Below are 21,438 nucleotides of genomic sequence, written 5' to 3'. Positions count from 1 at the left end.
GTGGCAGGCAAAGCGGTCAGGCCCGTGAACGCCATCGACCAGACCCGACGGATGCTGTCCCTGGTGACGTATCTGCGTGAGCGTCCCGGTGCCCGCGTCGAGGACGTGGCGCGCGCCTTCGGCATCACCGAGGACGAGCTGGTCTCCGATCTCGACGTGCTGCCCATGTGCGGCACCAGCTTCCGCGGCGGCGATCTGCTCGACATCGACACCGACGGCGAGCGCATCTGGTGGCACAACCCGGCCGCACTCGGCGCGGACGCCGCCGAGCCGTTGCGGCTGGCCGCCGACGAGGCGACCGCGCTGCTGGTGGCCGCCCGGGCGGTCGCGACTCTGCCCGGCCTGCGGGAGAGCGACCGGCAGGCGCTGCTGCGGGCGACGGCCAAGGTGGAGACCTCGGCCGGCGAGGCCGCGGGTGCCAGTTCCCGCCTGTCCGTCACCTTCGAGTCCGAGGGTGGCGTCTTCGCCGACGTCGACCGGGCGATCTCCGAGCGCCGCCGGCTGTGGATCCGCTACTACTCACCGGCCCGCGACGAGGTCACCGAGCGGGAGATCGACCCCATACGCCTGGTCAGCGTCGGCCACACCTACGTCGAGGCCTGGTGTCGCCGCTCCGAGGCGCGGCGCACCTTCCGGCTCGACCGGGTCGCCGAGATCCGCATCCTGGACGAGCCGTCCGCGCCGCCCGAGGTGGAGCTGCGGGACCTGTCGGAGGGGCTGGTGCAGCCGGCCGCCGAGGACCCCGAGGTCGTCGTCGAGGTCGGTCCCGGCGGACGCTGGGTCGCCGAGTACTACCCGCACGACAGCGCTGATGAACTCCCCGACGGCGGCCTGCGCATCACCCTGCGCACCCCCGACCCGGCCTCCCTGCGGCGGCTGGCGCTGCGGCTGGGGCGCGACGGCCGGATCGTCTCCCCGCCCGAGCTCGCCGACAGCGCCCGGCAGGCGGCTCGCGAGGCGCTGGCGGCGTACGACGGGATCGAGGCGGCCGGGGTGCCGCGCGGGCCGGGCGAGGGACAGCACGACAGGCAGGAGCGAGGACTGTGAGCGAGTCCGTGGGGCCGGGGATGCCGGGCATGACGGCGGCGACCGCGTTCGCCGGCATGAGACGCGTCCCGCCGGTCGTGTTCAAGGCGGGCTGCCCGGACTGCCGCGGCCGCTTCGAACTCGCCGCGAGCGCTCTGCGCCTGGCCATCGGCGCCACGAGCCGCACCACGTTCTACTCGTTCACGTGCCCGGAGTGCGGCGCCGCCGTCCGCAAGCCGGCGGGGGAGCGGGTCGTGGAGCTGCTCACCGGCGGCGGGGTCAGGACCCTGCGGCTGCACTCCACCGTCTAGGGTCGGCGTCATGTTCTGGCCGATGTTCGCCGTTGCCGTGGGTTTTCTTGGTCTCGCCGTCCTAGCGGTGTTCGCCGTGAAGGTGTTCGTGGAGGCGCAGCGTCTGGGGAGGCAGGTGACGGACTCGGCTCGCCGGATCGGCCGGGCCGCGGAGGACCTGGAACGGGCCACCGAGAGCGCCGCCCGTGCTGTGGACGCGCTGTGAGTCGCGAATCGGGGCACTTCGCCCTGTCACCGCGCAGAGGGCGCCAGGTACGCTGCTGGTCGCGGTCCGGAGAACGAGGCCCGGCCGCGGACGGGAGTATGCACAGGGATTGCCTCACGTTCACCCCTGAGCGTTACGATCGCTGCACAAGACGATCGACTGGACGCGTGTCCGACCGATCGGACAGCCACCCCCACCCAGCCGCCTCGGTGAGAAGGTAAAGACTTATGTTCGGAAGGCTCGGCGCCCCCGAGATCATTCTCATCCTCGTCGTCATCATCCTGCTGTTCGGCGCGAAGAAGCTTCCGGACATGGCGCGCTCGCTGGGCAAGTCCGCCCGCATCCTGAAGAGCGAGGCCAAGGCGATGAAGAGCGAGAGCAAGTCCGACGACTCCGCTCCCGCTGACCCGCCGAACCCCGAGGAGTCCGCGGCGAAGCGCACCATTCAGGCCGCCCCCGGCGACGTGACCAGCTCCCGGCCGGTCACCGAGCCGACGGACACGACCAAGCGCTGACGCAGGGCCGGTGACCTCCGGCCCGCCGCACGAGATGGGAACGTGGGTTGCTGAAGTCTGCCCGCAGCAAGGAGAGGGACCCCGAAGGGCGGATGCCCCTCGCGGAGCACCTTCGTGAGCTCCGCAACCGGCTCGCGAAGGCGCTGCTGGCCATCGTCGTCGTCACTGTGGCCGCCGCCTTCTTCTACCAGGAGATCATCAACGTCCTCACCGAGCCGATCCTCGAGTCGATCGGCTGTGAGAAGTCGTTCGCGGAGCTGGCCCAGTCGCAGGACGGCGCGGAGCCGTGTGCGCAGATCACCATCAACGGTCTCCTCGGCCCCTTCACCCTGGCGCTGAAGGTGTCCCTGACGGCCGGCATCGTGCTGGCCTCTCCGGTCTGGCTCTACCAGCTCTGGGCGTTCGTCGCCCCGGGCCTGCACAAGGGCGAGAAGAAGTACGCCTACGCGTTCGTCGGCACCGGCGCCCCGCTCTTCCTCGTCGGCGCCTACTTCGCCTACGCGGTGCTGCCCACCTCGGCGAAGGTGCTGATCGAGTTCACGCCGAGCGACGTCGACAACCTGCTGCCGCTGGACGAGCTGCTCGACCTCGTCACACGCATGGTCGTCGTCTTCGGCCTCTCCTTCGAGCTGCCCCTGCTGCTGGTCATGCTCAACCTCACCGGAGTGCTGACCGGCAAGCGGATGCTCGGCTGGTGGCGCGCCATGATCATGGGTATCACGCTCTTCGCGGCCATCGCCACGCCGAGCACCGACCCCCTGACGATGCTCATGCTGGCGGGTCCGATCTGGGTGCTGTACTTCGCCGCGGTCACCATCTCCCTGTTGAACGACCGCCGCCGGGCCCGTCGCGAGGCCCTGGAGCCCGACGACGACGAGGCGTCCGAGCTCGACCTCACCCCCGATGACATCGGCGAGGTCGAACCGGTGACGACCGCTCGCGCCCTGCCCGAGCAGACCACGAAGGACCGGGTCAACGGCTACGACGACGTGACCTGAGGCACACCGGGGCGGTGGCGACGCGTGTCGCCGCCCCGCGGGAGCGCTTGCGGAGCCTCCACGGAGCCCCCACGGGGCCGATCCGGATAATGATCGTCCTGTTGTCAGTGCGGCCCGGTACGCTCGAAAGCACGATGACAGAGGATCTCTCTCCGGCCGAGCGGTATGCGGCAGCGCGGCGGCGCGCTGTCGAGCAGGCCACCGCGCTCGCTTCGTTCCGCGAGATGTACGACTTCGGCCTCGACCCCTTCCAGATCGAGGCCTGCCAGGCACTGGAGAGCGGCAAGGGCGTGCTGGTCGCCGCGCCCACCGGCTCCGGCAAGACGATCGTCGGCGAGTTCGCCGTCCACCTCGCCCTCGAGCAGGGCAAGAAGTGCTTCTACACGACGCCCATCAAGGCGCTGTCGAACCAGAAGTACGCCGACCTGTGCCGCCGCTACGGCGCGGACAGGGTGGGCCTGCTCACCGGCGACAACAGCGTGAACTCCGACGCCCCGGTGGTCGTGATGACCACCGAGGTCCTGCGGAACATGCTGTACGCGGGCTCGCAGACCCTCCTCGGTCTCGGGTACGTGGTCATGGACGAGGTGCACTACCTCTCCGACCGCTTCCGCGGCGCCGTCTGGGAGGAAGTGATCATTCACCTCCCCGAGTCCGTGACCCTGGTGTCGCTCTCGGCCACCGTGTCGAACGCGGAGGAGTTCGGCGACTGGCTGGACACCGTGCGCGGCGACACCCAGGTGATCGTCTCCGAGCACCGGCCCGTGCCGCTGTTCCAGCACGTCCTGGCCGGACGCCGGATGTACGACCTGTTCGAGGAGGGAGAGGGCCACAAGAAGGCCGTCAACCCCGATCTCATGCGCATGGCGCGCCTGGAGGCCACCCGCCCCTCCTACCAGGACCGGCGGCGCGGCCGGCACATGCGCGAGGCCGACCGCGAGCGGGAGCGCAGGCAGCGCTCGCGCATGTGGACGCCCGGCCGGCCCGAGGTCATAGAGCGGCTCGACGCCGAGGGGCTGCTGCCCGCCATCACCTTCATCTTCAGCCGGGCCGCGTGCGAGGCCGCCGTGCAGCAGTGCCTGTACGCCGGGCTCCGGCTCAACGACGAGGAGGCGCGGCACAGGGTCCGCGCCCTCGTCGAGGAGCGCACCTCCTCCATCCCCACCGAGGACCTGCACGTCCTGGGCTACTACGAGTGGCTGGAGGGTCTGGAGCGGGGCATCGCCGCCCACCACGCGGGCATGCTGCCGACCTTCAAGGAGGTCGTCGAGGAGCTGTTCGTCCGCGGTCTGGTCAAGGCCGTCTTCGCGACCGAGACCCTCGCCCTCGGCATCAACATGCCCGCCCGCTCGGTGGTGCTGGAGAAGCTCGTCAAGTGGAACGGCGAGCAGCACGCCGACATCACCCCGGGCGAGTACACGCAGCTCACCGGCCGGGCGGGACGGCGCGGCATCGACGTGGAGGGCCACGCCGTCGTCCTGTGGCAGCGCGGCATGAACCCCGAGCACCTCGCAGGACTGGCCGGCACGCGCACCTACCCGCTGCGCTCCAGCTTCAGGCCGTCGTACAACATGGCGGTCAACCTGGTCGAGCAGTTCGGCCGGCACCGTTCTCGGGAACTGCTGGAGACGTCCTTCGCGCAGTTCCAGGCGGACAAGTCGGTCGTCGGCATCTCCCGGCAGGTGCAGCGCAACGAGGAGGGGCTGGAGGGCTACAAAGCCTCCATGACCTGCCACCTCGGTGACTTCGAGGAGTACGCGCGGCTGCGCCGCGAGCTGAAGGACCGCGAGAACGAGCTGGCCCGGCAGGGCGTCAACCAGCGGCGCGCCGAGGCGGCCGTGGCGCTGGAGAAGCTGAAGCCGGGCGACGTCATCCACGTGCCGGCGGGCAAGTACGCGGGCCTCGCGCTGGTGCTGGACCCGGGCCTGCCCGCCGGGCGGTCCAACGGCCACCGCGGCTTCGAGCACCACGACGGGCCCCGCCCACTGGTGCTGACCGCCGAGCGCCAGGTCAAGCGGCTGGCGTCGATGGACTTCCCGGTGCCGGTGGAGGCGCTGGAGCGGATGCGCATCCCGAAGTCCTTCAACGCGCGCTCGCCCCAGTCCCGCCGCGACCTCGCCTCCGCGCTGCGGACCAAGGCCGGGCACATCCCGCCGGAGCGGGCCCGCAAGAAGCGTTCCCAGGCCGCCGACGACCGGGAGGTCGCCCGGCTGCGCAAGGCCCTCCGCGCCCACCCCTGCCACGGCTGCGACGACCGCGAGGACCACGCCCGCTGGGCCGAGCGCTACCACCGTCTGCTGCGCGACACCTCGCAGCTGGAGCGCCGAATCGAGGGCCGTACGAACACCATCGCCCGCACCTTCGACCGGATCGTGGCGCTGCTGACGGAGATGGACTACCTGCGCGGCGACGAGGTCACCGAGCACGGCAAGCGCCTCGCGCGGCTCTACGGCGAGCTGGATCTGCTCGCCAGCGAGTGCCTGCGCGAGGGTGTATGGGAGGGCCTGTCCCCGGCCGAGCTCGCCGCGTGCGTCTCGGCGCTGGTCTTCGAGTCCCGGGTCGCCGACGACGCGATGGCCCCGAAGGTGCCCTCGGGCAAGGCCAAGGGCGCGCTCGGCGAGACCGTCCGCATCTGGGGCCGGCTCGATGCGCTGGAGGAGGAGTTCCGGATCAGCCAGACCGAGGGCGTCGGCCAGCGGGAGCCGGACCTCGGCTTCGCCTGGGCCGCGTACATGTGGGCGTCCGGCAAGGGCCTGGACGAGGTGCTGCGCGAGGCGGAGATGCCCGCGGGTGACTTCGTGCGGTGGTGCAAGCAGGTCATCGACGTCCTGGGCCAGATCGCGGCCGCCGCCCCCGGCGAGGGGTCGACGGTCCCGAAGAACGCGCGCAAGGCGGTCGACGGGCTGCTGCGCGGGGTGGTCGCCTACTCGTCGGTGGGCTAGTCACCGTCCCTCAAAGGCCCGGCGGTTCCACCGCCGGGCCTCCGTGCGTAGGGGCACGGCCGACGCGCGCACGCCTCTCTTTCCCTCATCACGGTGAGTGATTTTCGTATGGTCATTTGCTGTTACGGTGCGTGTTCGAATGATCTCCCACCGTGCAAATGGGTCCGAGGCTACTCCAGTCCCCCCGCCCGTTTCAGGTGCTTGCTGAATATGACACGGCGATGATCCGCTCGGACTAAGCTCGCCCGCAGCGCACCGAGTTGAGGTGGAATCGCGCGCTTGTTCCCAATAGCGCCGAAGGTCCCGACAACTCCCAGAGATACCCCGCTGCAAGCTTCCCCATCCCCGCCGATTCGTTTCAGAGGGCCTACATGGTGAGTGTTGATTCCCCTCCAGGGCGCCGCGAACTTCCCTACGCGCGCACGCTGTTGCTGCCGGCCATACTGATGGCCGCGGCCACCGGGGCCGCCGTCGCCCTCGTGACGGAACCGGCCCGGCTCGCCGTCGGCCTGTGCGGCGCCCTCGCCACGCTGCTGGTGGTCCTCGCGGGCGTCGAACTCGTGCGCCGCGGCCGTGCGATGCGGGTGATGCGCGAGGAGCACGCCCGTCACAACGCGTACCTGGAACGCCGGGCCGCGAGCCACTACGACGAGATGGTCCGGCTCGGGAGCGAAGTCATCCCCAACGTGCTGGACTTCATGCGTTCGGGCAGCACCCCCCGTGAGGTGATGCGCCGCCTCGGCGAGGTCGACCCCTCCTACACCGAACTCGGCGAGCCCCAGCGCAAGCTGATCCGCATGGTGTGCGACATCGTCGACCACCAGGACTCCATGCGCGAGTCCGCCGAGCGTTCCTTCGTCGACATCGCCCGCCGGGTCCAGGCGATCGTCCACCAGCAGAACAAGGAACTCCGCGAGATGGAGGAGGACCACGGGCGCAACCCCGAGGTCTTCGACGACCTGCTGCGCATCGACCACGGCACCGCGCTGATCGGCCGCCTCGCCGACTCGATCTCCGTCATCGGCGGCGGCCGCCCCGGCCGCCAGTGGCCCGAACCGGTCGCCCTCTACAGCGTGCTGCGCGGCGCCATGTCCCGGATCCTGCAGTACGGCCGGATCAACCTCGCCTCCATCGCCAAGGTCAACATCAAGGGCACCGCGGTCGAGCCGGTCATCCACGCCGCCGCCGAACTCCTCGACAACGCCACCCGCTACTCGCCGCCCGGCGCCAAGGTGCACGTCACCGCGACCGAAGTGCAGAGCGGCGTCTGCATCGAGATCGAGGACGCGGGTGTCAGCCTCAGCGAGGAGTCCCGGGCCCGCATCGAGGGACTGCTGGAGGACGCCAAGCGCGGCACCGACGTACAGGACCTCGCCCAGCACCCGCGCCTGGGCCTGTCCGTCGTCGGCCGGCTGTGCACGCAGTTCGGCATGGACGTCTCGCTGCGCGCCTCCGCGTACGGCGGCGTCCGGGCCATCCTCATCGTGCCCAGCAAGATGATGACGACCGAACCCGGCGTCGGTCTCGCCCACGGCATCGGCGCCACCTCCATCCCCACCCCCGGCCCGGACGCCCTCCCCGGCCCCGAGCGCCGGCCCAAGAAGCGCCGCCCCACCAGCCCCCGCATCCCGGCAGGCGTCCTGCTGGAGGACGACGTCCCGGAGGTCACCGAGTGGACGGCGGGCGGGCTTCCGCAGCGCCGCAGCCGGGTCAAGATGCCGCTCAGCCAGCGCCTGGCCGAACAGGCCAAGTGGGAGCGCGAGGACGCCGAGCGCGAGGCCCGCCTGGCCGCCGAGCGGGCCCGCAACGGAATTCCGGCGCCCGCCCCGGAACCCGAACCCGAGAAGACCGAGGAACTCCCGCCGGGGCACTGGATCGGCGCCTTCTGGGAGGGCCTCAAGCAGCACCCGGGCATCACCCAGGCCCACCAGCAGTCCACCAGCAGTGAGCCGGCCCACGCCCCGGCCGACGACGAGGGGAACCTCAAGTGATCGAGCAACAAGGCAAGTTCGACTGGATGCTCAAGGATCTCTACGACGGGGTCCCGGGCATCGAGATGATCGTGGTGCTGTCCGCCGACGGCCTGCGCATCGCCCGCTACTCCGGTGATCCGGACGCCGCCGACCGGGTCGCCGCCGCCTGCGCGGGTCTGCAGAGCCTCGCGGGCGCGGTCGCCCAGGAGATCCCGACCAGCGACGGCGACATGAAGATGGTCCTGATCGAGATGAACGGCGGCTACTTCTACCTGATGGCCGCCGGCCCCAACGCCTACCTCGCCGTCCTCTCCGACGTCCGCTGCGAGCCCGGCCGGATGGGTCTCAGCATGGCCGACCTGGTCGCCCGGATCGGACCCCACCTGACCAGTCCCGCCAGGCGCAACGGGCAGACCGTATGACGCCTCCCCAGCGCCAGCGGCGATCCCCCGGGCAGGGGAACCCGGCCCCGTTACCCGCCTCCGGCACGGCCAAGGAAGGCGAGAACCACAATCCCGAGCGGCTGTTCGTCATCGGCGGGGAAGGAGCCGGCGATCGCGCCGACATCGACCTGGTGACGCTGATCGTGGCCCGCACCGAGCCGCCGGTGTCCGCCACCCCGGAAGAGGCGGCCCTGCTGCGGCTGTGCGTGGCGCCCCTGTCCGCGGCCGAACTGTCGGCCTACCTGAGCCTGCCGTTCAGCGTGGTGACCGTGTTGCTCACCGACCTGCTGGCGAGGGATCTGGTGCAGGCCCGCGCCCCGATCGTCCGCAAGACGGTCGCCGACCGAAACCTCCTCGAAGCGGTGATGCATGGACTTCAAAAACTCTGACACGATCCCGGGCCCGCGCACCGAGGACCGGCTGCCGCACACGGCCGAGGCCGCAGTGAAGATCGTCATCGTGGGCGGCTTCGGGGTCGGCAAGACCACCATGGTCGGCTCGGTCAGCGAGATCAGACCGCTGACCACCGAGGAGACGATGACCCAGGCGGGCATCGGGGTCGACGACAACTACGGTTCCGCCTCCAAGACCGCCACCACGGTGGCCATGGACTTCGGCCGCATCAGCATCACCGACGAACTGGTCCTCTACCTCTTCGGCACGCCCGGTCAGGAAAGGTTCTGGTTCCTGTGGAACGGGCTGTTCGAGGGCGCCCTCGGCGCGGTCGTCCTCGTCGACACCCGCCGCCTCGAGGTCAGCTTCGACGTCATGGGACGGCTGGAGGAGCGCGGCGTTCCCTTCGTCGTCGCCGTCAACTCCTTCCCCGACGCGCCCCGCTACGCCGTGTCCGAGCTCCGGACCGCGCTCGACCTGCCCGAGGAGATCCCCATCCTCGACTGCGACGTACGGCGCCGCGCCTCCAGCCGGGACGTCCTGCTGACCCTGATGCGCTTCCTGCACTCCCTCGCCATGAAGGGCGCGCTCACCTGAACCGGCGAGGCCCGCCGACCCCTCCCTACCCACACCTCTGTTGCGGAGCGACACTGTGACGCCTGAACGCCACGCCCCCACCGGAACGGGCGACCCCCTGCTCGAACCACCACCCGGCTGCCCCGCGCACGGCCTCGGACCGGGCGGACTGCACCGGCTGCACGAGGCCGACGACCTGGACGAGCTGTACGAGAAGCTGCGCGAGCAGCACGGGCCGGTGGCACCGGCGCTGCTCCACGACGACGTACCGATGTGGGTGGTCCTCGGCCACGCCGAGAACCTGCACATGGTGAGCACACCCGCCCAGTTCTGCCGCGACAGCAGAATCTGGACCCCGCTCAACGAGGGCGTGGTCAAGCCCGACCACCCGCTGATGCCGCACATCGCCTGGCAGCCCATCTGCTCCCACGCCGAGGGCGAGGAGCACAAGCGGCTGCGCGGCGCCGTCACCAGTGCCATGGCCGACATCGACTACCGGGAGCTGCGCCGCCACATCAAGAGGTACACCCAGCGCCTCGTCAACCGGTTCTGCGAGGAGGGCCGCGCCGACCTCGTCGGCCAGTTCGCCGAGCACCTGCCGATGGGCGTGATGTGCCACCTCCTCGGCATGCCGGACGCGTACAGCGACCGGATGGTGGAGGCGGCACGGGACACGCTCAAGGGCACCGAGACCGCGATCGCCAGCCACGCCTACCTCATGGAGGCCCTGGGCAGGCTCGCCGCCGAGCGCCGGGCCCGCCCCGAGGACGACATCGCCGGCCGGCTCGTCACCCACCCGGCCGGACTCACCGACGACGAGGTCAGGGAACACCTGCGGGTGGTGCTCCTGGCCGCCTACGAGGCGACCGTCAACCTCATCGCCAACGTACTGCGCGTGGTGCTCACCCACCCGGGCTTCCGCGCCCAGCTCAACGGTGGTCAGATGCCGGTGTACGAGGCGGTCGAGCAGTCCCTGTGGGACGAGCCGCCGTTCAGCACCGTCTTCGCCTACTTCGCCAAGCAGGACACCGAACTGGGCGGTCAGCGCATCCGCGCGGGCGACGGGCTGCTGCTCGGCATCGCGCCCGGCAACGTCGACCCGCGCATCCGTCCCGACCTGGACGCGAGCATGCAGGGCAACCGCGCCCACCTCGCCTTCGGCGGCGGCCCGCACGAGTGTCCGGGTCAGGACATCGGGCGGGCCATCGCCGACGCGGGCATCGACGCCCTGCTGATGCGGCTGCCCGACGTGCAGCTCGCCTGCGACGAGGACGAGCTGAGGTGGCGCTCGTCGATCGCGTCCCGGCACCTGGTGGAGCTGCCCGTGCGGTTCGAGCCCAAGGCGCAGCAGGACATCAGGCAGCAGCCGAGCCACGCCCCGGCCCCGGCACAGCGCACGGCCTGGCACGTCGGCATCCCGCGCCCGGAGGAGCGCCCGGAACCGAAGGCGCCCGCGCACCCGCCGGAGCCCGTGTCGTTCACGGCCGGGCGGCCCCAGCCGGGGCCCGAACCGCAACATCCCCGTCCGCGCGGCGCCTGGCAGCGCTTCCTGCTCTGGTGGCGCGGCTACTGACGGCCCGGCCCGTCGGCGTGCGCCGCCCAGTCGGCGTACGCCGTCCAGGCTTCCAGGCACCGGGTGCTGCGGAACAGATGATCGTGCCCCGTGATCGGATCGGTGAACGCCAGTTCCCGTGCCAGCAGTTGCAGCGGGCGCCGGAAGTCGCCGGGCGGCACGGGCGGGGCGGCCACGGGGTAGAGGGGGTCGCCGAGGATCGGCAGGCCGAGCGCGTTCATGTGGACGCGCAGTTGGTGGGTCTGTCCGGTGCGGGGCACGAGCCGGTACCGGCCCAGAGCGGGCCCGGGGCCGGGGCGGTGCTCGATCAGCTCGACGCGGCTCACGGCGTTCGGCTCGCCCTCGACCTCCCGGGCGGCCAGGACGCCGCGTTCCTTCAGGATTCGGCTGCGTACGGTCCGGGGCAGGGCGAGCGCGGGGTCGTACGGGGCGACGGCCTCGTACGCCTTGTGCACCAGCCGATCGCGGAACAGGCACTGGTACGCGCCGCGTTCCTCGGGGCGCACCGTGAACAGCAGCAGTCCCGCGGTGAGCCGGTCCAGGCGGTGCGCGGCGCCGAGCGACGGGATGCCCAGCTCGCGGCGGAGCCGGGCGAGCGCGGTCTCGGTGACGTGCCCGCCGCGCGGGGTGGTGGCCAGGAAGTGCGGCTTGTCGACGACGACGATGTGCTCGTCGCGGTACACCGTCTCCAACGGGAAGGGCACCGGCACCTCGGCGGGCAGCTCCCGGTGGAACCAGAGGAACATCCCGGACTCGAACGGAGCGTCCCCCGGCACCGGCCGCCCGTCAGCCCCCACGAACGACCCCGCCTCGAACATGCCGTCGACGACGCCGGGGCCCGCGCCGGACAGCCGCTCCGTCAGGTGCTCCCGCACCGTGGACCACGGCCCGTCCGGGGGCAGGCGGAGCCGCACCGCGTCGACCCCGTCGCGCTGGGGGAGGGGTGAGGGCGGGGGAGAGGAGCGGCGTCTCATCGCCTGCCAGGGTACGAGGCGGCGGGCCGGGGCCGGGGATCCGGTGTACCCAAGTGCCGGGGATCCGGTTGGCCCGCTCCGGAGTCCGGTGGGCCCGCTCCGGAGTCCGCTGGGTGCGCCCAAAAATCCGCTGGGCCGTCGGCCGGACCCGTTGGCAGGATGCGCCCATGCCCTACCTGACGAGTCCCGTCCTGCCCGCCGGCACCCTCTCCCGTGCCCCGCAGCCGACGCTCCCCACCGGCGACGGCTTGCTGCTGCGCCCGTGGCGGGCCGAGGACGCGCCCGCCGTCCACGCCGCCTTCCAGGACCCGGTGATGCACCAGTGGCACCTCCGCGCCGCCCATTCCGAGGAGGAGGTGCGCGGCTGGATCGCCGAGTGGCAGCGGGGCTGGCAGCAGGAGCGGAACGTCCAGTGGGCCGTCGCCGACGCGGCCGACGACTGGCTGCTCGGCCGGGTCGCGCTGCGGCAGGTGCTGCTGGGCGACGGGGTGGCCGAGGTCGCCTACTGGACCACGGCGGCGGCCCGCGGCCGGGGCGTCGCCGCCCGCGCCACCGAGGCTCTGGCCCGCTGGGCGCTGGACGACATCGGCTTCCAGCGCCTGGAACTGTCCCACGCCGTGGCCAACGAGGCCTCCTGCCGGGTCGCCGCCAAGGCTGGCTTCGCCCTGGAGGGCACCAAGCGCAGTGCCCTGTTGCACGCCGACGGCTGGCACGACATGCACCTGCACGCGCGGGTGCGCGGCGACTGAGTGGGGGAGGCGGGCGCCGGTGCCACCGGGGCGCTACGCCGCCGAGGCCGTGCCCTCCTGCTCCGCCTCGATGCGGGCGTTCCACTCCGGCTTCGACGCCTGCCAGCCGTCCTCGTTGTGGCCCAGGCGCCAGTAGCCGGAGATGGAGAGGTCCTCGCGCGGAATCTCCCGCTCCACCCGCAGGAACCTGCGCAGCTCCTTCACGCAGGCGGCCTCGCCGTGCACGAAGGCGTGCACCCGGCCCTCGGGGAAGTCCAGGCCGCGCACGGCCTCGACCAGGGCCTGGCCCACCGGACGGTCGCCGCGGTGCAGCCAGACCACCTCCACGTCGGAGTCGATCTTCTGCTCCTCCTGTTCCCCGTCCACCTCTATGAAGGCGAAGGCGCGGGCGCCGTCGGGCAGCGCCTCCAGGGACCGGGCGATCGCCGGCAGCGCGCTCTCGTCACCGGCGAGCAGGTGCCAGTCGGCGGTGGGATCGGGGGCGTAGGCGCCGCCAGGGCCCAGGAAACGAACGGTCTCGCCCGGCCGGACGCGCTTCGCCCAGGGCCCGGCCAGCCCCTCGTCGCCGTGGATCACGAAGTCCAGCGCCAGCTCGCGGTGCTCGGCGTCCCAATGGCGCACCGTGTACGTCCGGGTCACCGGCCACTGCTCGCGCGGGAACTCCTCACGGATGCGTTCCATGTCGAAGGACTCCGGATAGGTCACGCCCTCCGGCGGGAACAGCAGCTTCACGTAGTGATCGGTGCAGGTGTCCGCGGAGAAGGCGGAGAGGGCCTCGCCGCCGAGCACCACACGCTGCATGTGCGGGGTGAGCCGCTCGGTGCGCACGACCTGCGCGGTGTGCGGCTTGCGCGGCTTGCGTCCCGGACGGTCTGCCATGACGGCCTCCCTGCTCCCTGCGTGAGGGCTCCCTGAGTTAGGTTTACCTAAGTTAGCATCCCTGTCCCGGCTGTCGCGTCACGTGTGACGGTCTCAGGGCCCCACCCGCACGCAAGGTACGGCTTCCCCTGCTCGGGACTCCGATTCACCGCGCACGGCTCCGCCCGCCCCGTACGGCACCGCTCAGGCGGAGAGTGTCGCCAGCAGCCGCTGGAGGGACCGGCCCAGCCCCCAGCGCGCCGCCAGCCCGTCCAGTGCCGCGGCGTCGCGCGGCGCGCGCGGCAGCGCGGTGTCGACGTCCGGCAGCGGGACGTCGTCGGCGACCCGGACCACCTTCGGGGCGACCGCGAGGTACGGCTCGGCCTCGGTCAGGCGCTTGCGCTGCGAGGGCGTGAGCTTCGCCCGGGGGTCGTGGACGGCGGCCTGGATCCCGGCGAGGTCCCCGAACTCGGCGAGCAGTTTGGCCGCCGTCTTCTCGCCGATGCCCGCCACGCCCGGCAGGCCGTCGCTCGGGTCGCCCCGCAGCAGCGCCAGATCGGCGTACCCGCGCCCGTCGACGCCGTACTTCTCCCGCAGCGCGGCCTCGTCGGTGAGGGCGAGGGTGCCGACGCCCTTGAGGGGGTACAGCACGCGCACGCCCCGCGCGTCGTCCACGAGCTGGTAGAGGTCCCGGTCGCCGGTGACGATGTCGACGGGGCCCGCAGCCCGCGCGGTGTAGGTGCCGATCACGTCGTCCGCCTCGTACTCCGGGACGCCGACGCGGGCGATGCCGAGCGCGTCGAGGACGGCCTCGATGACCGGGACCTGCGGCGAGAGGGTGTTGGGGACCTCCTCGGTGTCGGGGCCCGACGCCTGCTCCTCGGCGACGCGGTGCGCCTTGTAGGTGGGGATCAGTTCCACCCGCCACCGCGGTCGCCAGTCGGCGTCCATGCAGGCGACCAGGTGGTCGGGCCGGTGGTCCTTCACCAGGCGGTCGATGAAGTCGAGGAGTCCGCGCACGGCGTTCACGGGTGTGCCGTCGGGGGCCTTCACGGAGTCCGGCACGCCGAAGTAGGCGCGGAAGTAGAGAGAGGCGGTGTCGAGAAGCATCAGTCGTCCGGTCACGCCTCGCATCATGCCGCAGCGAAGGTGGGCGAGTGAGGGAGGGTGTGTGAACTGGATCACTAAAATGTTTGCCCCGTAAGGATCGGGGCAGGCGCGCAGCCGGGCCGAAGCTGGTTGATGCATTCAACTGTTAGCGAGTCTTCGAATCGACGATCCCTCGCTCGACGAGTCTGCGCATGAGCGAGTTCTCACGCCCCTGTCCCTGCCCCCGATCCAAGAGGTAAGCGTGTCAGCGAGGCTAGAGGCCGAGAACCTGTACAAGGTCTTCGGCAGAAAACAGGACCAGGCTGTCGAACGACTGCGCCAGGGAACCGACCGGAAGGAACTGCACGCCGGCGGCACCACGGCCGCCGTCATCGACGCGTCCTTCACCGTGGAGCCCGGCGAGATCTTCGTGGTCATGGGGCTGTCCGGGTCCGGCAAGTCCACGCTGCTGCGCATGCTCAACGGTCTGCTGGAGCCGACCGCCGGGCACGTCCGATTCGGTGGTGAGGATCTCACCGAGATCAGCGGGCGCCGGCTGCGCGAGGTCCGCTCCCGGAAGATCAGCATGGTCTTCCAGCACTTCGCGCTCTTCCCGCACCGCAGCGTCCGTGACAACGCTGCCTACGGTCTCGAAGTGCAGGGCGTGCCCCGCGCCGAGCGCGAACGCCGCGCCGACGAGGCGCTCGCCCTGTGCGGCCTGGCCGGCTGGGAGAAGTCCTGGCCGGACGAGCTGTCCGGTGGTATGCAGCAGCGCGTGGGCCTGGCCCGTGCGCTCGCCACCGACGCCGACCTGCTGCTGATGGACGAGTCCTTCAGCGCCCTCGACCCGCTGATCCGCCGCGACATGCAGGATCAGCTGATCGAACTGCAGAAGACCCTGAAGAAGACCATCGTCTTCATCACCCACGACCTCAACGAGGCCATGCGCCTGGGCGACCGCATCGCCGTCATGCGGGACGGCCGGATCGTGCAGATAGGCACCGCGCAGGACATCCTCATACGTCCCGCCAACGAGTACGTCGCCTCCTTCACCCAGGACGTCGACCGCTCCCGCGTGCTCACCGCCGGTGCCGTCATGGAGACGGAACTGCGCGGCGACGAGGCCGACTGCGCCTGCGAGACGGCCACGCCCGCCACCCCGTTCACCGAGCTGTGCGCGATCAGTACGCGCGTACCCCACCCCGTCGCGGTGCTCGACGGTGACGGCGACCTCGTGGGCGTGGTCCCCTCACGCCGCCTCATCGGCTTCCTGGGCGACGAGCGGGGCGAGGCCGGTACCTGCGACTCCCCGCGCGACAAGGGGGGCGAGAAGGTGATGAGCCGTGCCTAGGATTCCGCTCGGCGACTGGGTCAACGAGGCCGTCGACTGGCTGCTCGACCACGTCGCGTGGCTCTTCGACTTCCTCAAGACCGTCTTCACCGGCACCTACGACGGCATCAACGCCGTCCTCCAGGCGCCCGAACCGCTGCTCCTCGTCGGTATCTTCGCGGTCATCGCCTTCTGGCTGCGCGGCACGCTCGCCGGTGTTCTCACCTTCCTCGGATTCGCGTTCATCGTCTCCATGGAGCTGTGGGAGAACGCGATGATCACCCTGGCGCTGGTGCTCGTCGCGACCATCATCGCGCTGGTCGTCGCGGTGCCCGTCGGCATCTGGGCGGCCCGCTCCGACCGGGTCAGCGGCATCGTCCGGCCCGTGCTGGACTTCATGCAGACGCTGCCCGCGATGATCTACCTCATCCCGGCGATCCTGTTCTTCGGCACGGGTGCCTCCGCGGGCATCGTCGCCACCCTGATCTTCGCGCTCGCCCCGGGCGTGCGCATGACCGAGCTGGGCATCCGCCAGGTCGACAAGGAACTGGTCGAGGCCGCCGAGGCCTTCGGCACCTCCCCCCGCAACACCCTGCTGCGCGTCCAGCTCCCGCTGGCCCTGCCGACGGTGATGGCGGGCGTCAACCAGGTCATCATGCTCGGCCTGTCCATGGCCGCGATCGCCGGCATGGTCGGCACCGGCGGCCTCGGCGGCGACGTCAACGAGGCCATCGGCCAGCTGAACGTCGGACTCGGCTCCGAGTCCGGTGTCGCCATCGTGATCCTCGCGATCTACCTGGACCGCATGACCAGCGCCCTGGGGACCCAGGTCTCGCCGCTCGGCCGCCGCGCCGCCGCCAAGGCCCGCAGCACGGGCGGCCTGAAGATCTGGTCCTACCGGCCCCGCCCGCAGGTCGCCGTCATCGGCGTCGTGATCCTGGCCCTCGTGGCCGGCGGCATGGGCATGTTCGGCGGCTCCGGCGACACCGAGAGCGTCGCCGACGGCAAGAACGTCGGCCAGGGCAAGAAGATCACCCTCGGCTACGTCCCCTGGGACGAGGGCGTCGCCTCGACGTTCCTGTGGAAGGAGATCCTCGAACAGCGCGGCTACGAGGCGGAGGCCAAGCAGTTCGACGCCGGGCCGCTCTACACCTCCCTGGCGCAGGGCGACATCGACGTCGTCACCAACTCCTGGCTGCCCACCACCCACGAGCAGTACTGGAAGAAGTACGGCGACCGGCTCGACGACCTCGGCTCCTGGTACGACGAGACGTCCCTGGAGCTGACCGTCCCCGCCTACATGAAGGACGTCAACACGCTGGCGGACCTCAAGGGCAAGGCCGACCTCTTCAACGGCAGGATCACCGGCATCGAGTCCAGCGCCGGTGAGATGGCACTGCTGAAGAGCAAGGTCATGGGCGCGTACGGCCTTCAGGACGAGTACAAGGTCGTCGACAGCTCCACCCCGGCGATGCTGGCCGAGCTGAAGCGGGCGATGAGCAAGAAGGAGCCCATCGTCGTCACGCTCTGGTCCCCGCACTGGGCGTACAACGACTACGACCTGAAGAAGCTGAAGGACCCCAAGGGCGCCTGGGGCGAGGGCGACGGCGTGCACCTGCTGTCCCGCAAGGGCTTCGCCGCCGACGATCCCACCGCCGCCCGGTGGATGAAGGACTTCAAGCTCACCGAGAAGCAGCTCACCAGCCTCGAGGCCGAGATCAACAAGTCCGGCAAGGGCAAGCAGCAGGAGGCCGTGCGCACCTGGCTGAAGGCCAACCCGGGAGTCGTCGACAAGCTCGCCCCGGTCGAGGGCGGCTCCGGCGCCACCCCGGCCGAGGCCAAGCGTCCGCTGGACGTCGCCTGGTTCCCGTGGGAGGAGGACGTCGCCGTCACCTACCTGTGGAAGAACGTCCTGGAGCGGCGCGGCTACAAGCTGAACCTGAAGCAGATGGACGTCGGCCCGGTCTACACCGGCCTGGCCACCGGCGACCTGGACCTCAACTTCGACGCCTGGCTGCCCCACGCGCAGAAGAACTACTGGGACAAGCACAAGAACAACCTCACCGACCTGGGCACCTGGTACGAGCCGACCTCACTGGAGATCGCCGTGCCCTCGTACGTGAAGGACGTCAAGTCCCTCGCGGACCTCAAGGGCAAGGCCGACCTCTTCGACGGCAAGATCATCGGCATCGAGCCCGGCACCGGTCAGATGCAGCTGGTCAAGAACGACGTCATGCCGGCCTACGGCCTTCAGGACGAGTACGAGGTCGTCGACGGCTCCACGCCGGCGATGCTGGCCGAGCTCAAGCGCGCGCTGGCCAAGAAGGAGCCGATCGCGGTCACGCTCTGGTCCCCGCACTGGGCGTACAGCGAGTACGAGCTGACCAAGCTGAAGGACCCGAAGAAGTCCTTCGGTGCGAACAACACGATCCACACCATCTCCAGCAAGGCGTTCCCCGAGCAGTACCCGCAGCTCACCGAGTGGATCAAGAACTTCCGCATGAGCGAGGACGAGCTCGGCACCCTGGAGGCGGAGATCAAGGACCGCGGCCAGGGGCACGAGGAGGAAGCCGTGGCCGCCTGGCTCGAGGAGCACCCGGGCATGGTCGGCCGGATGACCCCTCAGTAGTACGACCGTGACGGCACCGGTGCGGCCTGCCCGTGCCGGCCGCCCCGAGGGTGGGCCCGGGACACGCTTCGCTGCGAAGACGCGTCCCGGGCCCACCCCTTTGACGTGCGGCCGGGACACGGTAAGGATTCGGTCAACCACGGAGCGCCAACCGACCGCCCGAGCCTCACTTCACCGGGGCAGGGAGAGGCTGGCGGGAACATGCGGGACCGTCCGGGCCTTGAACCGGTAAGGCTTCCGGCAGGGCGGACGGGAGGCCCGAGGGATGGCGAGAAACGTGAGGTCGCGGCCACCGCACCGTGACGTCGACGTGACGGCCGCATGAAACGGTTTGCCGAACATGCGTAGGGTGCAGAGAACTCATCAGGGAGACGGCGCCCGCACCCGGGCACCGCGACGGTACGACGACGGGTGAAGGAGGGAGCCGGAGCGATGGGCGACCACAAAGATCAGCAGCTGCGAGTGGGCGCGGCCGTACGGCGGCGGCGCCGGTCCCTGGAACTCACCCTCGCCGTAGTCTCCGAGCGCAGCGGCCTGTCCGTGCCCTTCCTGAGCCAGATCGAGAACGACCGGGCGCGGCCCAGTCGGAGCTCCCTGGAGAAGGTGGCCGACGCGCTGCGCACCACCGCCGTCGAACTGCTGGCCGCCGCCGACCCCGCGTGCAGCGTGGACGTGGTCCGGGCCGAGGACCCCGACCCCGAGCTGGCGCCCAAGGTGCGTTCGCTGGTGCGCGGACACCACCAGATGCACGCCTCGGAGTTCACCGGCGACCACGACGCGGGCCGTGAACTGCAGTACCGCAACGACCAGTTGATGTTCGTCGCCGAAGGCGCCGTGGAGATCGAGGCCGAGGGCCGCGCCTACCGGCTCGGACGCGGCGACACGCTGTACCTGACCGGCGGGGTGCGGCACCGCTGGCGGGCCACGGTGCCCGACACCCGGCTGATCGTGGTCGCCGTCGCCGAGCACATCGAGGCGGTGCGCGGAGGGCCCCGCCGGTGAAGGCGACGCCGGAAGGAACGCGCCGGTGAGGGTCGTCTCCCTGGTGCCGTCGCTGACCGAGGCCGTGGCCCGCACGGTCCCGGGCGCCCTGGCCGGCGCCACCGACTGGTGCACGCACCCGGCGGACCTCGACGTCGTGCGCGTAGGCGGCACGAAGAACCCGAAGACCGACCGCATCCTCGCCCTCGCCCCCGACCTGGTGGTCGCCAACGAGGAGGAGAACCGCGCCTCCGACCTGGACGCGCTGCGCGCGGCGGGCGTCGAGGTGCTGGTGACCGAGGTGCGCACGGTGGCGCAGGCCTTCACCCAACTTGACCGGGTGATCACCGCCTGCGGGGCGCCGGCCCGACCGCGGTGGCTGGAGGAGGCGCAGGCCGCGTGGTCCGACCTGCCCCGCCCCGGGCGGCGCACCACGGCCGTCGTACCGATCTGGCGCAGGCCCTGGATGGTCCTGGGCCGCGACACCTTCGCCGGCGACGTACTGGCCCGCCTCGGCGTCGACCACCTGTACGCCGCTCACACCGAGCGTTATCCGAAGGTCTCCCTCGAGGAACTGCGGGCGGCCCGCCCGGACCTGGTGGTCCTGCCGGACGAGCCGTACCGCTTCACCGCCGACGACGGCCCGGAGGCGTTCCCCGGCCCGCCCTGCGCCCTCGTCGACGGACGGAGCCTCACGTGGTACGGGCCGTCGCTGGCCGAGGCGCCCCGGGTGCTGGGCGCGGCCCTGCGAGCAGCGCGCCGCTGAGCAGGCCGCGTGCGGTGTGCACGGCCGCCACCGCCCAGGCGCCGACGAGGACGGCGTACAGGACTACGGTGAGCGCGTCGTGGACGGCGAGCCCCGTGTGCCGGGCCAGCGCCTCGGCGCCGGTGACACACGTGCCCACCGGGAAGGTGAACGACCACCAGGTCATCGAGAAGCCCATGCCCTCCCGCCGCGCCCGAACGACGTGCGCGACGGCGAGGCACAGCCACATCAGCGCGAAGCCCATCACGGGCACGCCGTACAGGACGGCGAGCACCCCGAAAGCCTCCGCGTACGGGTCCGGAACGACCCCCGGGGCGACATCCGCGAACCTCCCGACGGCCGTCGTCGACTGCCCGAGCGGGCCCAGCACCAGGAACAGCGTCGGGGTGAGCGCGAGCGGCAGCGGGCCGCCGGTGAGCAAGCGTTCGAAGATCACCGGCAGGGTCACCAGGGTCGCGAGCAGACTCACCCCGAACATCGCGACGCAGGCGAGCAGCAGCGTCTCGCGGGGCTGCCCCGGCGGGAGGTGCGGCACCAGCAGCGGCCCCATGGCCGCGGACACCATCGGCGCGACCAGTGGCAGCAGCCACACGGGACTCGCCTGCCCCGGCTCGATCCGGTGCCGTACGGCCATCAGGTACGGCACGGCGACCGCCGCCGCCAGTCCGACGGCCGTACCGGCGGTGAACAGCACGGTGTCCAGGGCCACCGCGGCCGAGGTGCCGATCCAGTCCCGGCCGACGGTCACGGCGCCGCCGCCGACGGACAGCAGGGCCATCGACAGACAGCCGTAGAACGGGGCCGCTGCCGGGTCGAGCAGATGGGCGCGGGCCTGGTCGCGGTGGTGGACCCAGTGCAGGGAGCGGGCCACCAGGAGGGCCGCCAGCAGGACCAGGGACAGTGCCCAGACGGATGTGCACGCGGTCCGCAGCCCGGGCACGTGCCAGGGGAGCGCGGCTCCCGCGGTGCCGACGATGGCGGTGCCCATGACGCAGGCGTACCAGTTGGGCCCGAGGTGACGGACCGCCGGGACGCGCCGGGCCGGGGCGGAGGCGGATGGCAGGGGCTGGGCTGCGGTGACCATGCGTCCACCGTCCCGGTGGCCGA

20 protein-coding genes are annotated in these 21,438 nt (G+C 71.2%); 16 read left to right on the top strand and 4 right to left on the bottom strand.

Features of this window, described 5'->3' with window-relative positions; translation table 11 throughout:
* The 11 genes from IE142_RS22280 (at position 1) to IE142_RS22230 (ending at position 10,955) form a co-directional block, all read left to right on the top strand.
* The gene (locus IE142_RS22280) at positions 1–1,047 is read left to right on the top strand and encodes a helix-turn-helix transcriptional regulator (protein ID WP_191887382.1); all 1,047 of its coding nucleotides are present in this window, start codon (positions 1–3) and stop codon (positions 1,045–1,047) included.
* A gap of 20 nt (positions 1,048–1,067) precedes the next feature.
* A complete protein-coding gene (locus IE142_RS22275; RefSeq protein ID WP_191887500.1) occupies positions 1,068–1,337 on the top strand; it encodes a hypothetical protein in 270 nt (89 codons plus the stop codon).
* 10 nt (positions 1,338–1,347) lie between these two features.
* Positions 1,348–1,542 (top strand): hypothetical protein, encoded by a 195-nt coding sequence (locus IE142_RS22270; RefSeq protein ID WP_191887381.1) that lies wholly within the window; start codon positions 1,348–1,350, stop codon positions 1,540–1,542.
* A 227-nt stretch (positions 1,543–1,769) separates the two neighbouring features.
* Positions 1,770–2,057 carry a Sec-independent protein translocase subunit TatA gene (tatA, locus tag IE142_RS22265; RefSeq protein WP_043374867.1) on the top strand — a complete coding sequence of 96 codons (288 nt, stop codon included), beginning with the start codon at positions 1,770–1,772 and terminating at the stop codon, positions 2,055–2,057.
* A 47-nt stretch (positions 2,058–2,104) separates the two neighbouring features.
* A complete protein-coding gene (gene tatC, locus IE142_RS22260; RefSeq protein WP_191887380.1) occupies positions 2,105–3,055 on the top strand; it encodes a twin-arginine translocase subunit TatC in 951 nt (316 codons plus the stop codon).
* Positions 3,056–3,144: 89 nt separating this feature from the next.
* The gene (locus tag IE142_RS22255; RefSeq protein ID WP_191887379.1) at positions 3,145–5,997 is read left to right on the top strand and encodes a DEAD/DEAH box helicase; all 2,853 of its coding nucleotides are present in this window, start codon (positions 3,145–3,147) and stop codon (positions 5,995–5,997) included.
* Positions 5,998–6,368: 371 nt separating this feature from the next.
* Complete coding sequence (locus tag IE142_RS22250) at positions 6,369–7,988, top strand: sensor histidine kinase (RefSeq protein ID WP_191887378.1); 1,620 nt, start codon at positions 6,369–6,371, stop codon at positions 7,986–7,988.
* A gap of 26 nt (positions 7,989–8,014) precedes the next feature.
* Entirely contained in the window at positions 8,015–8,392 is a 378-nt protein-coding gene (locus IE142_RS22245; RefSeq protein ID WP_370466402.1) for a roadblock/LC7 domain-containing protein, read from the top strand.
* The gene (locus tag IE142_RS22240; RefSeq protein WP_191887377.1) at positions 8,389–8,802 is read left to right on the top strand and encodes a DUF742 domain-containing protein; all 414 of its coding nucleotides are present in this window, start codon (positions 8,389–8,391) and stop codon (positions 8,800–8,802) included. The genes IE142_RS22245 and IE142_RS22240 overlap by 4 nt, the downstream gene beginning before the upstream one ends.
* Positions 8,783–9,403 carry a GTP-binding protein gene (locus IE142_RS22235; RefSeq protein ID WP_191887376.1) on the top strand — a complete coding sequence of 207 codons (621 nt, stop codon included), beginning with the start codon at positions 8,783–8,785 and terminating at the stop codon, positions 9,401–9,403. Before IE142_RS22240 ends, IE142_RS22235 begins: the two co-directional genes overlap by 20 nt.
* Positions 9,404–9,458: 55 nt before the next feature.
* Positions 9,459–10,955: a cytochrome P450 gene (locus IE142_RS22230; RefSeq protein ID WP_191887375.1), complete on the top strand. Its 1,497-nt coding sequence runs from the start codon at positions 9,459–9,461 to the stop codon at positions 10,953–10,955.
* On the opposite strand, the gene IE142_RS22225 is transcribed toward IE142_RS22230, so the two are convergent.
* Positions 10,949–11,929: an RluA family pseudouridine synthase gene (locus tag IE142_RS22225; RefSeq protein WP_191887374.1), complete on the bottom strand. Its 981-nt coding sequence runs from the start codon at positions 11,927–11,929 to the stop codon at positions 10,949–10,951. The two genes, IE142_RS22230 and IE142_RS22225, sit on opposite strands and share 7 nt — an antisense overlap.
* A 167-nt stretch (positions 11,930–12,096) precedes the next feature.
* Between IE142_RS22225 and IE142_RS22220 the strand changes: the two genes are divergently transcribed.
* Positions 12,097–12,678: a GNAT family N-acetyltransferase gene (locus IE142_RS22220; protein ID WP_043374884.1), complete on the top strand. Its 582-nt coding sequence runs from the start codon at positions 12,097–12,099 to the stop codon at positions 12,676–12,678.
* Between the two features lie 33 nt (positions 12,679–12,711).
* Here IE142_RS22220 and IE142_RS22215 read toward each other — a convergent pair whose 3' ends face one another.
* Positions 12,712–13,557, bottom strand: coding sequence for a siderophore-interacting protein (locus tag IE142_RS22215; RefSeq protein WP_191887373.1), 846 nt, complete (start codon positions 13,555–13,557; stop codon positions 12,712–12,714).
* Positions 13,558–13,740: 183 nt separating this feature from the next.
* Entirely contained in the window at positions 13,741–14,646 is a 906-nt protein-coding gene (locus IE142_RS22210; protein WP_191887499.1) for a 5'-3' exonuclease, read from the bottom strand.
* A gap of 241 nt (positions 14,647–14,887) precedes the next feature.
* Between IE142_RS22210 and IE142_RS22205 the strand changes: the two genes are divergently transcribed.
* From IE142_RS22205 to IE142_RS22190, 4 genes are all read left to right on the top strand, one after another.
* Complete coding sequence (locus IE142_RS22205; RefSeq protein WP_191887372.1) at positions 14,888–15,976, top strand: quaternary amine ABC transporter ATP-binding protein; 1,089 nt, start codon at positions 14,888–14,890, stop codon at positions 15,974–15,976.
* Complete coding sequence (locus tag IE142_RS22200; protein ID WP_191887371.1) at positions 15,969–18,584, top strand: ABC transporter permease/substrate binding protein; 2,616 nt, start codon at positions 15,969–15,971, stop codon at positions 18,582–18,584. Before IE142_RS22205 ends, IE142_RS22200 begins: the two co-directional genes overlap by 8 nt.
* A 432-nt stretch (positions 18,585–19,016) precedes the next feature.
* Positions 19,017–19,586 carry a helix-turn-helix domain-containing protein gene (locus IE142_RS22195; protein WP_043374896.1) on the top strand — a complete coding sequence of 190 codons (570 nt, stop codon included), beginning with the start codon at positions 19,017–19,019 and terminating at the stop codon, positions 19,584–19,586.
* Positions 19,587–19,611: 25 nt separating this feature from the next.
* Positions 19,612–20,331 (top strand): helical backbone metal receptor, encoded by a 720-nt coding sequence (locus tag IE142_RS22190; RefSeq protein WP_191887370.1) that lies wholly within the window; start codon positions 19,612–19,614, stop codon positions 20,329–20,331.
* On the opposite strand, the gene IE142_RS22185 is transcribed toward IE142_RS22190, so the two are convergent.
* Complete coding sequence (locus tag IE142_RS22185) at positions 20,258–21,415, bottom strand: TDT family transporter (RefSeq protein ID WP_191887369.1); 1,158 nt, start codon at positions 21,413–21,415, stop codon at positions 20,258–20,260. The two genes, IE142_RS22190 and IE142_RS22185, sit on opposite strands and share 74 nt — an antisense overlap.
* Positions 21,416–21,438: the final 23 nt, after the last annotated feature.

The organism is Streptomyces mutabilis, from assembly GCF_014649815.1.
Classification (GTDB): Bacteria; Actinomycetota; Actinomycetes; order Streptomycetales; family Streptomycetaceae; genus Streptomyces; species Streptomyces mutabilis.
This window is presented reverse-complemented; position numbering and strand designations above follow the sequence as displayed.

Bases quoted from the DNA above. Each gene is read 5' to 3' on its own strand.
- IE142_RS22185 (WP_191887369.1), bottom strand. From the start codon at position 21,415: ATGGTCACCGCAGCCCAGCCCCTGCCATCCGCCTCCGCCCCGGCCCGG.
- IE142_RS22255 (WP_191887379.1), top strand. From the start codon at position 3,145: ATGATCGTCCTGTTGTCAGTGCGGCCCGGTACGCTCGAAAGCACGATG.
- IE142_RS22195 (WP_043374896.1), top strand. From the start codon at position 19,017: ATGGGCGACCACAAAGATCAGCAGCTGCGAGTGGGCGCGGCCGTACGG.
- IE142_RS22240 (WP_191887377.1), top strand. From the start codon at position 8,389: ATGACGCCTCCCCAGCGCCAGCGGCGATCCCCCGGGCAGGGGAACCCG.
- IE142_RS22225 (WP_191887374.1), bottom strand. From the start codon at position 11,929: ATGAGACGCCGCTCCTCTCCCCCGCCCTCACCCCTCCCCCAGCGCGAC.
- IE142_RS22275 (WP_191887500.1), top strand. From the start codon at position 1,068: ATGCCGGGCATGACGGCGGCGACCGCGTTCGCCGGCATGAGACGCGTC.
- IE142_RS22215 (WP_191887373.1), bottom strand. From the start codon at position 13,557: ATGGCAGACCGTCCGGGACGCAAGCCGCGCAAGCCGCACACCGCGCAG.
- IE142_RS22245 (WP_370466402.1), top strand. From the start codon at position 8,015: ATGCTCAAGGATCTCTACGACGGGGTCCCGGGCATCGAGATGATCGTG.
- IE142_RS22235 (WP_191887376.1), top strand. From the start codon at position 8,783: ATGGACTTCAAAAACTCTGACACGATCCCGGGCCCGCGCACCGAGGAC.
- IE142_RS22270 (WP_191887381.1), top strand. From the start codon at position 1,348: ATGTTCTGGCCGATGTTCGCCGTTGCCGTGGGTTTTCTTGGTCTCGCC.
- tatA (WP_043374867.1), top strand. From the start codon at position 1,770: ATGTTCGGAAGGCTCGGCGCCCCCGAGATCATTCTCATCCTCGTCGTC.
- IE142_RS22220 (WP_043374884.1), top strand. From the start codon at position 12,097: ATGCCCTACCTGACGAGTCCCGTCCTGCCCGCCGGCACCCTCTCCCGT.
- IE142_RS22210 (WP_191887499.1), bottom strand. From the start codon at position 14,646: ATGCTTCTCGACACCGCCTCTCTCTACTTCCGCGCCTACTTCGGCGTG.
- IE142_RS22250 (WP_191887378.1), top strand. From the start codon at position 6,369: ATGGTGAGTGTTGATTCCCCTCCAGGGCGCCGCGAACTTCCCTACGCG.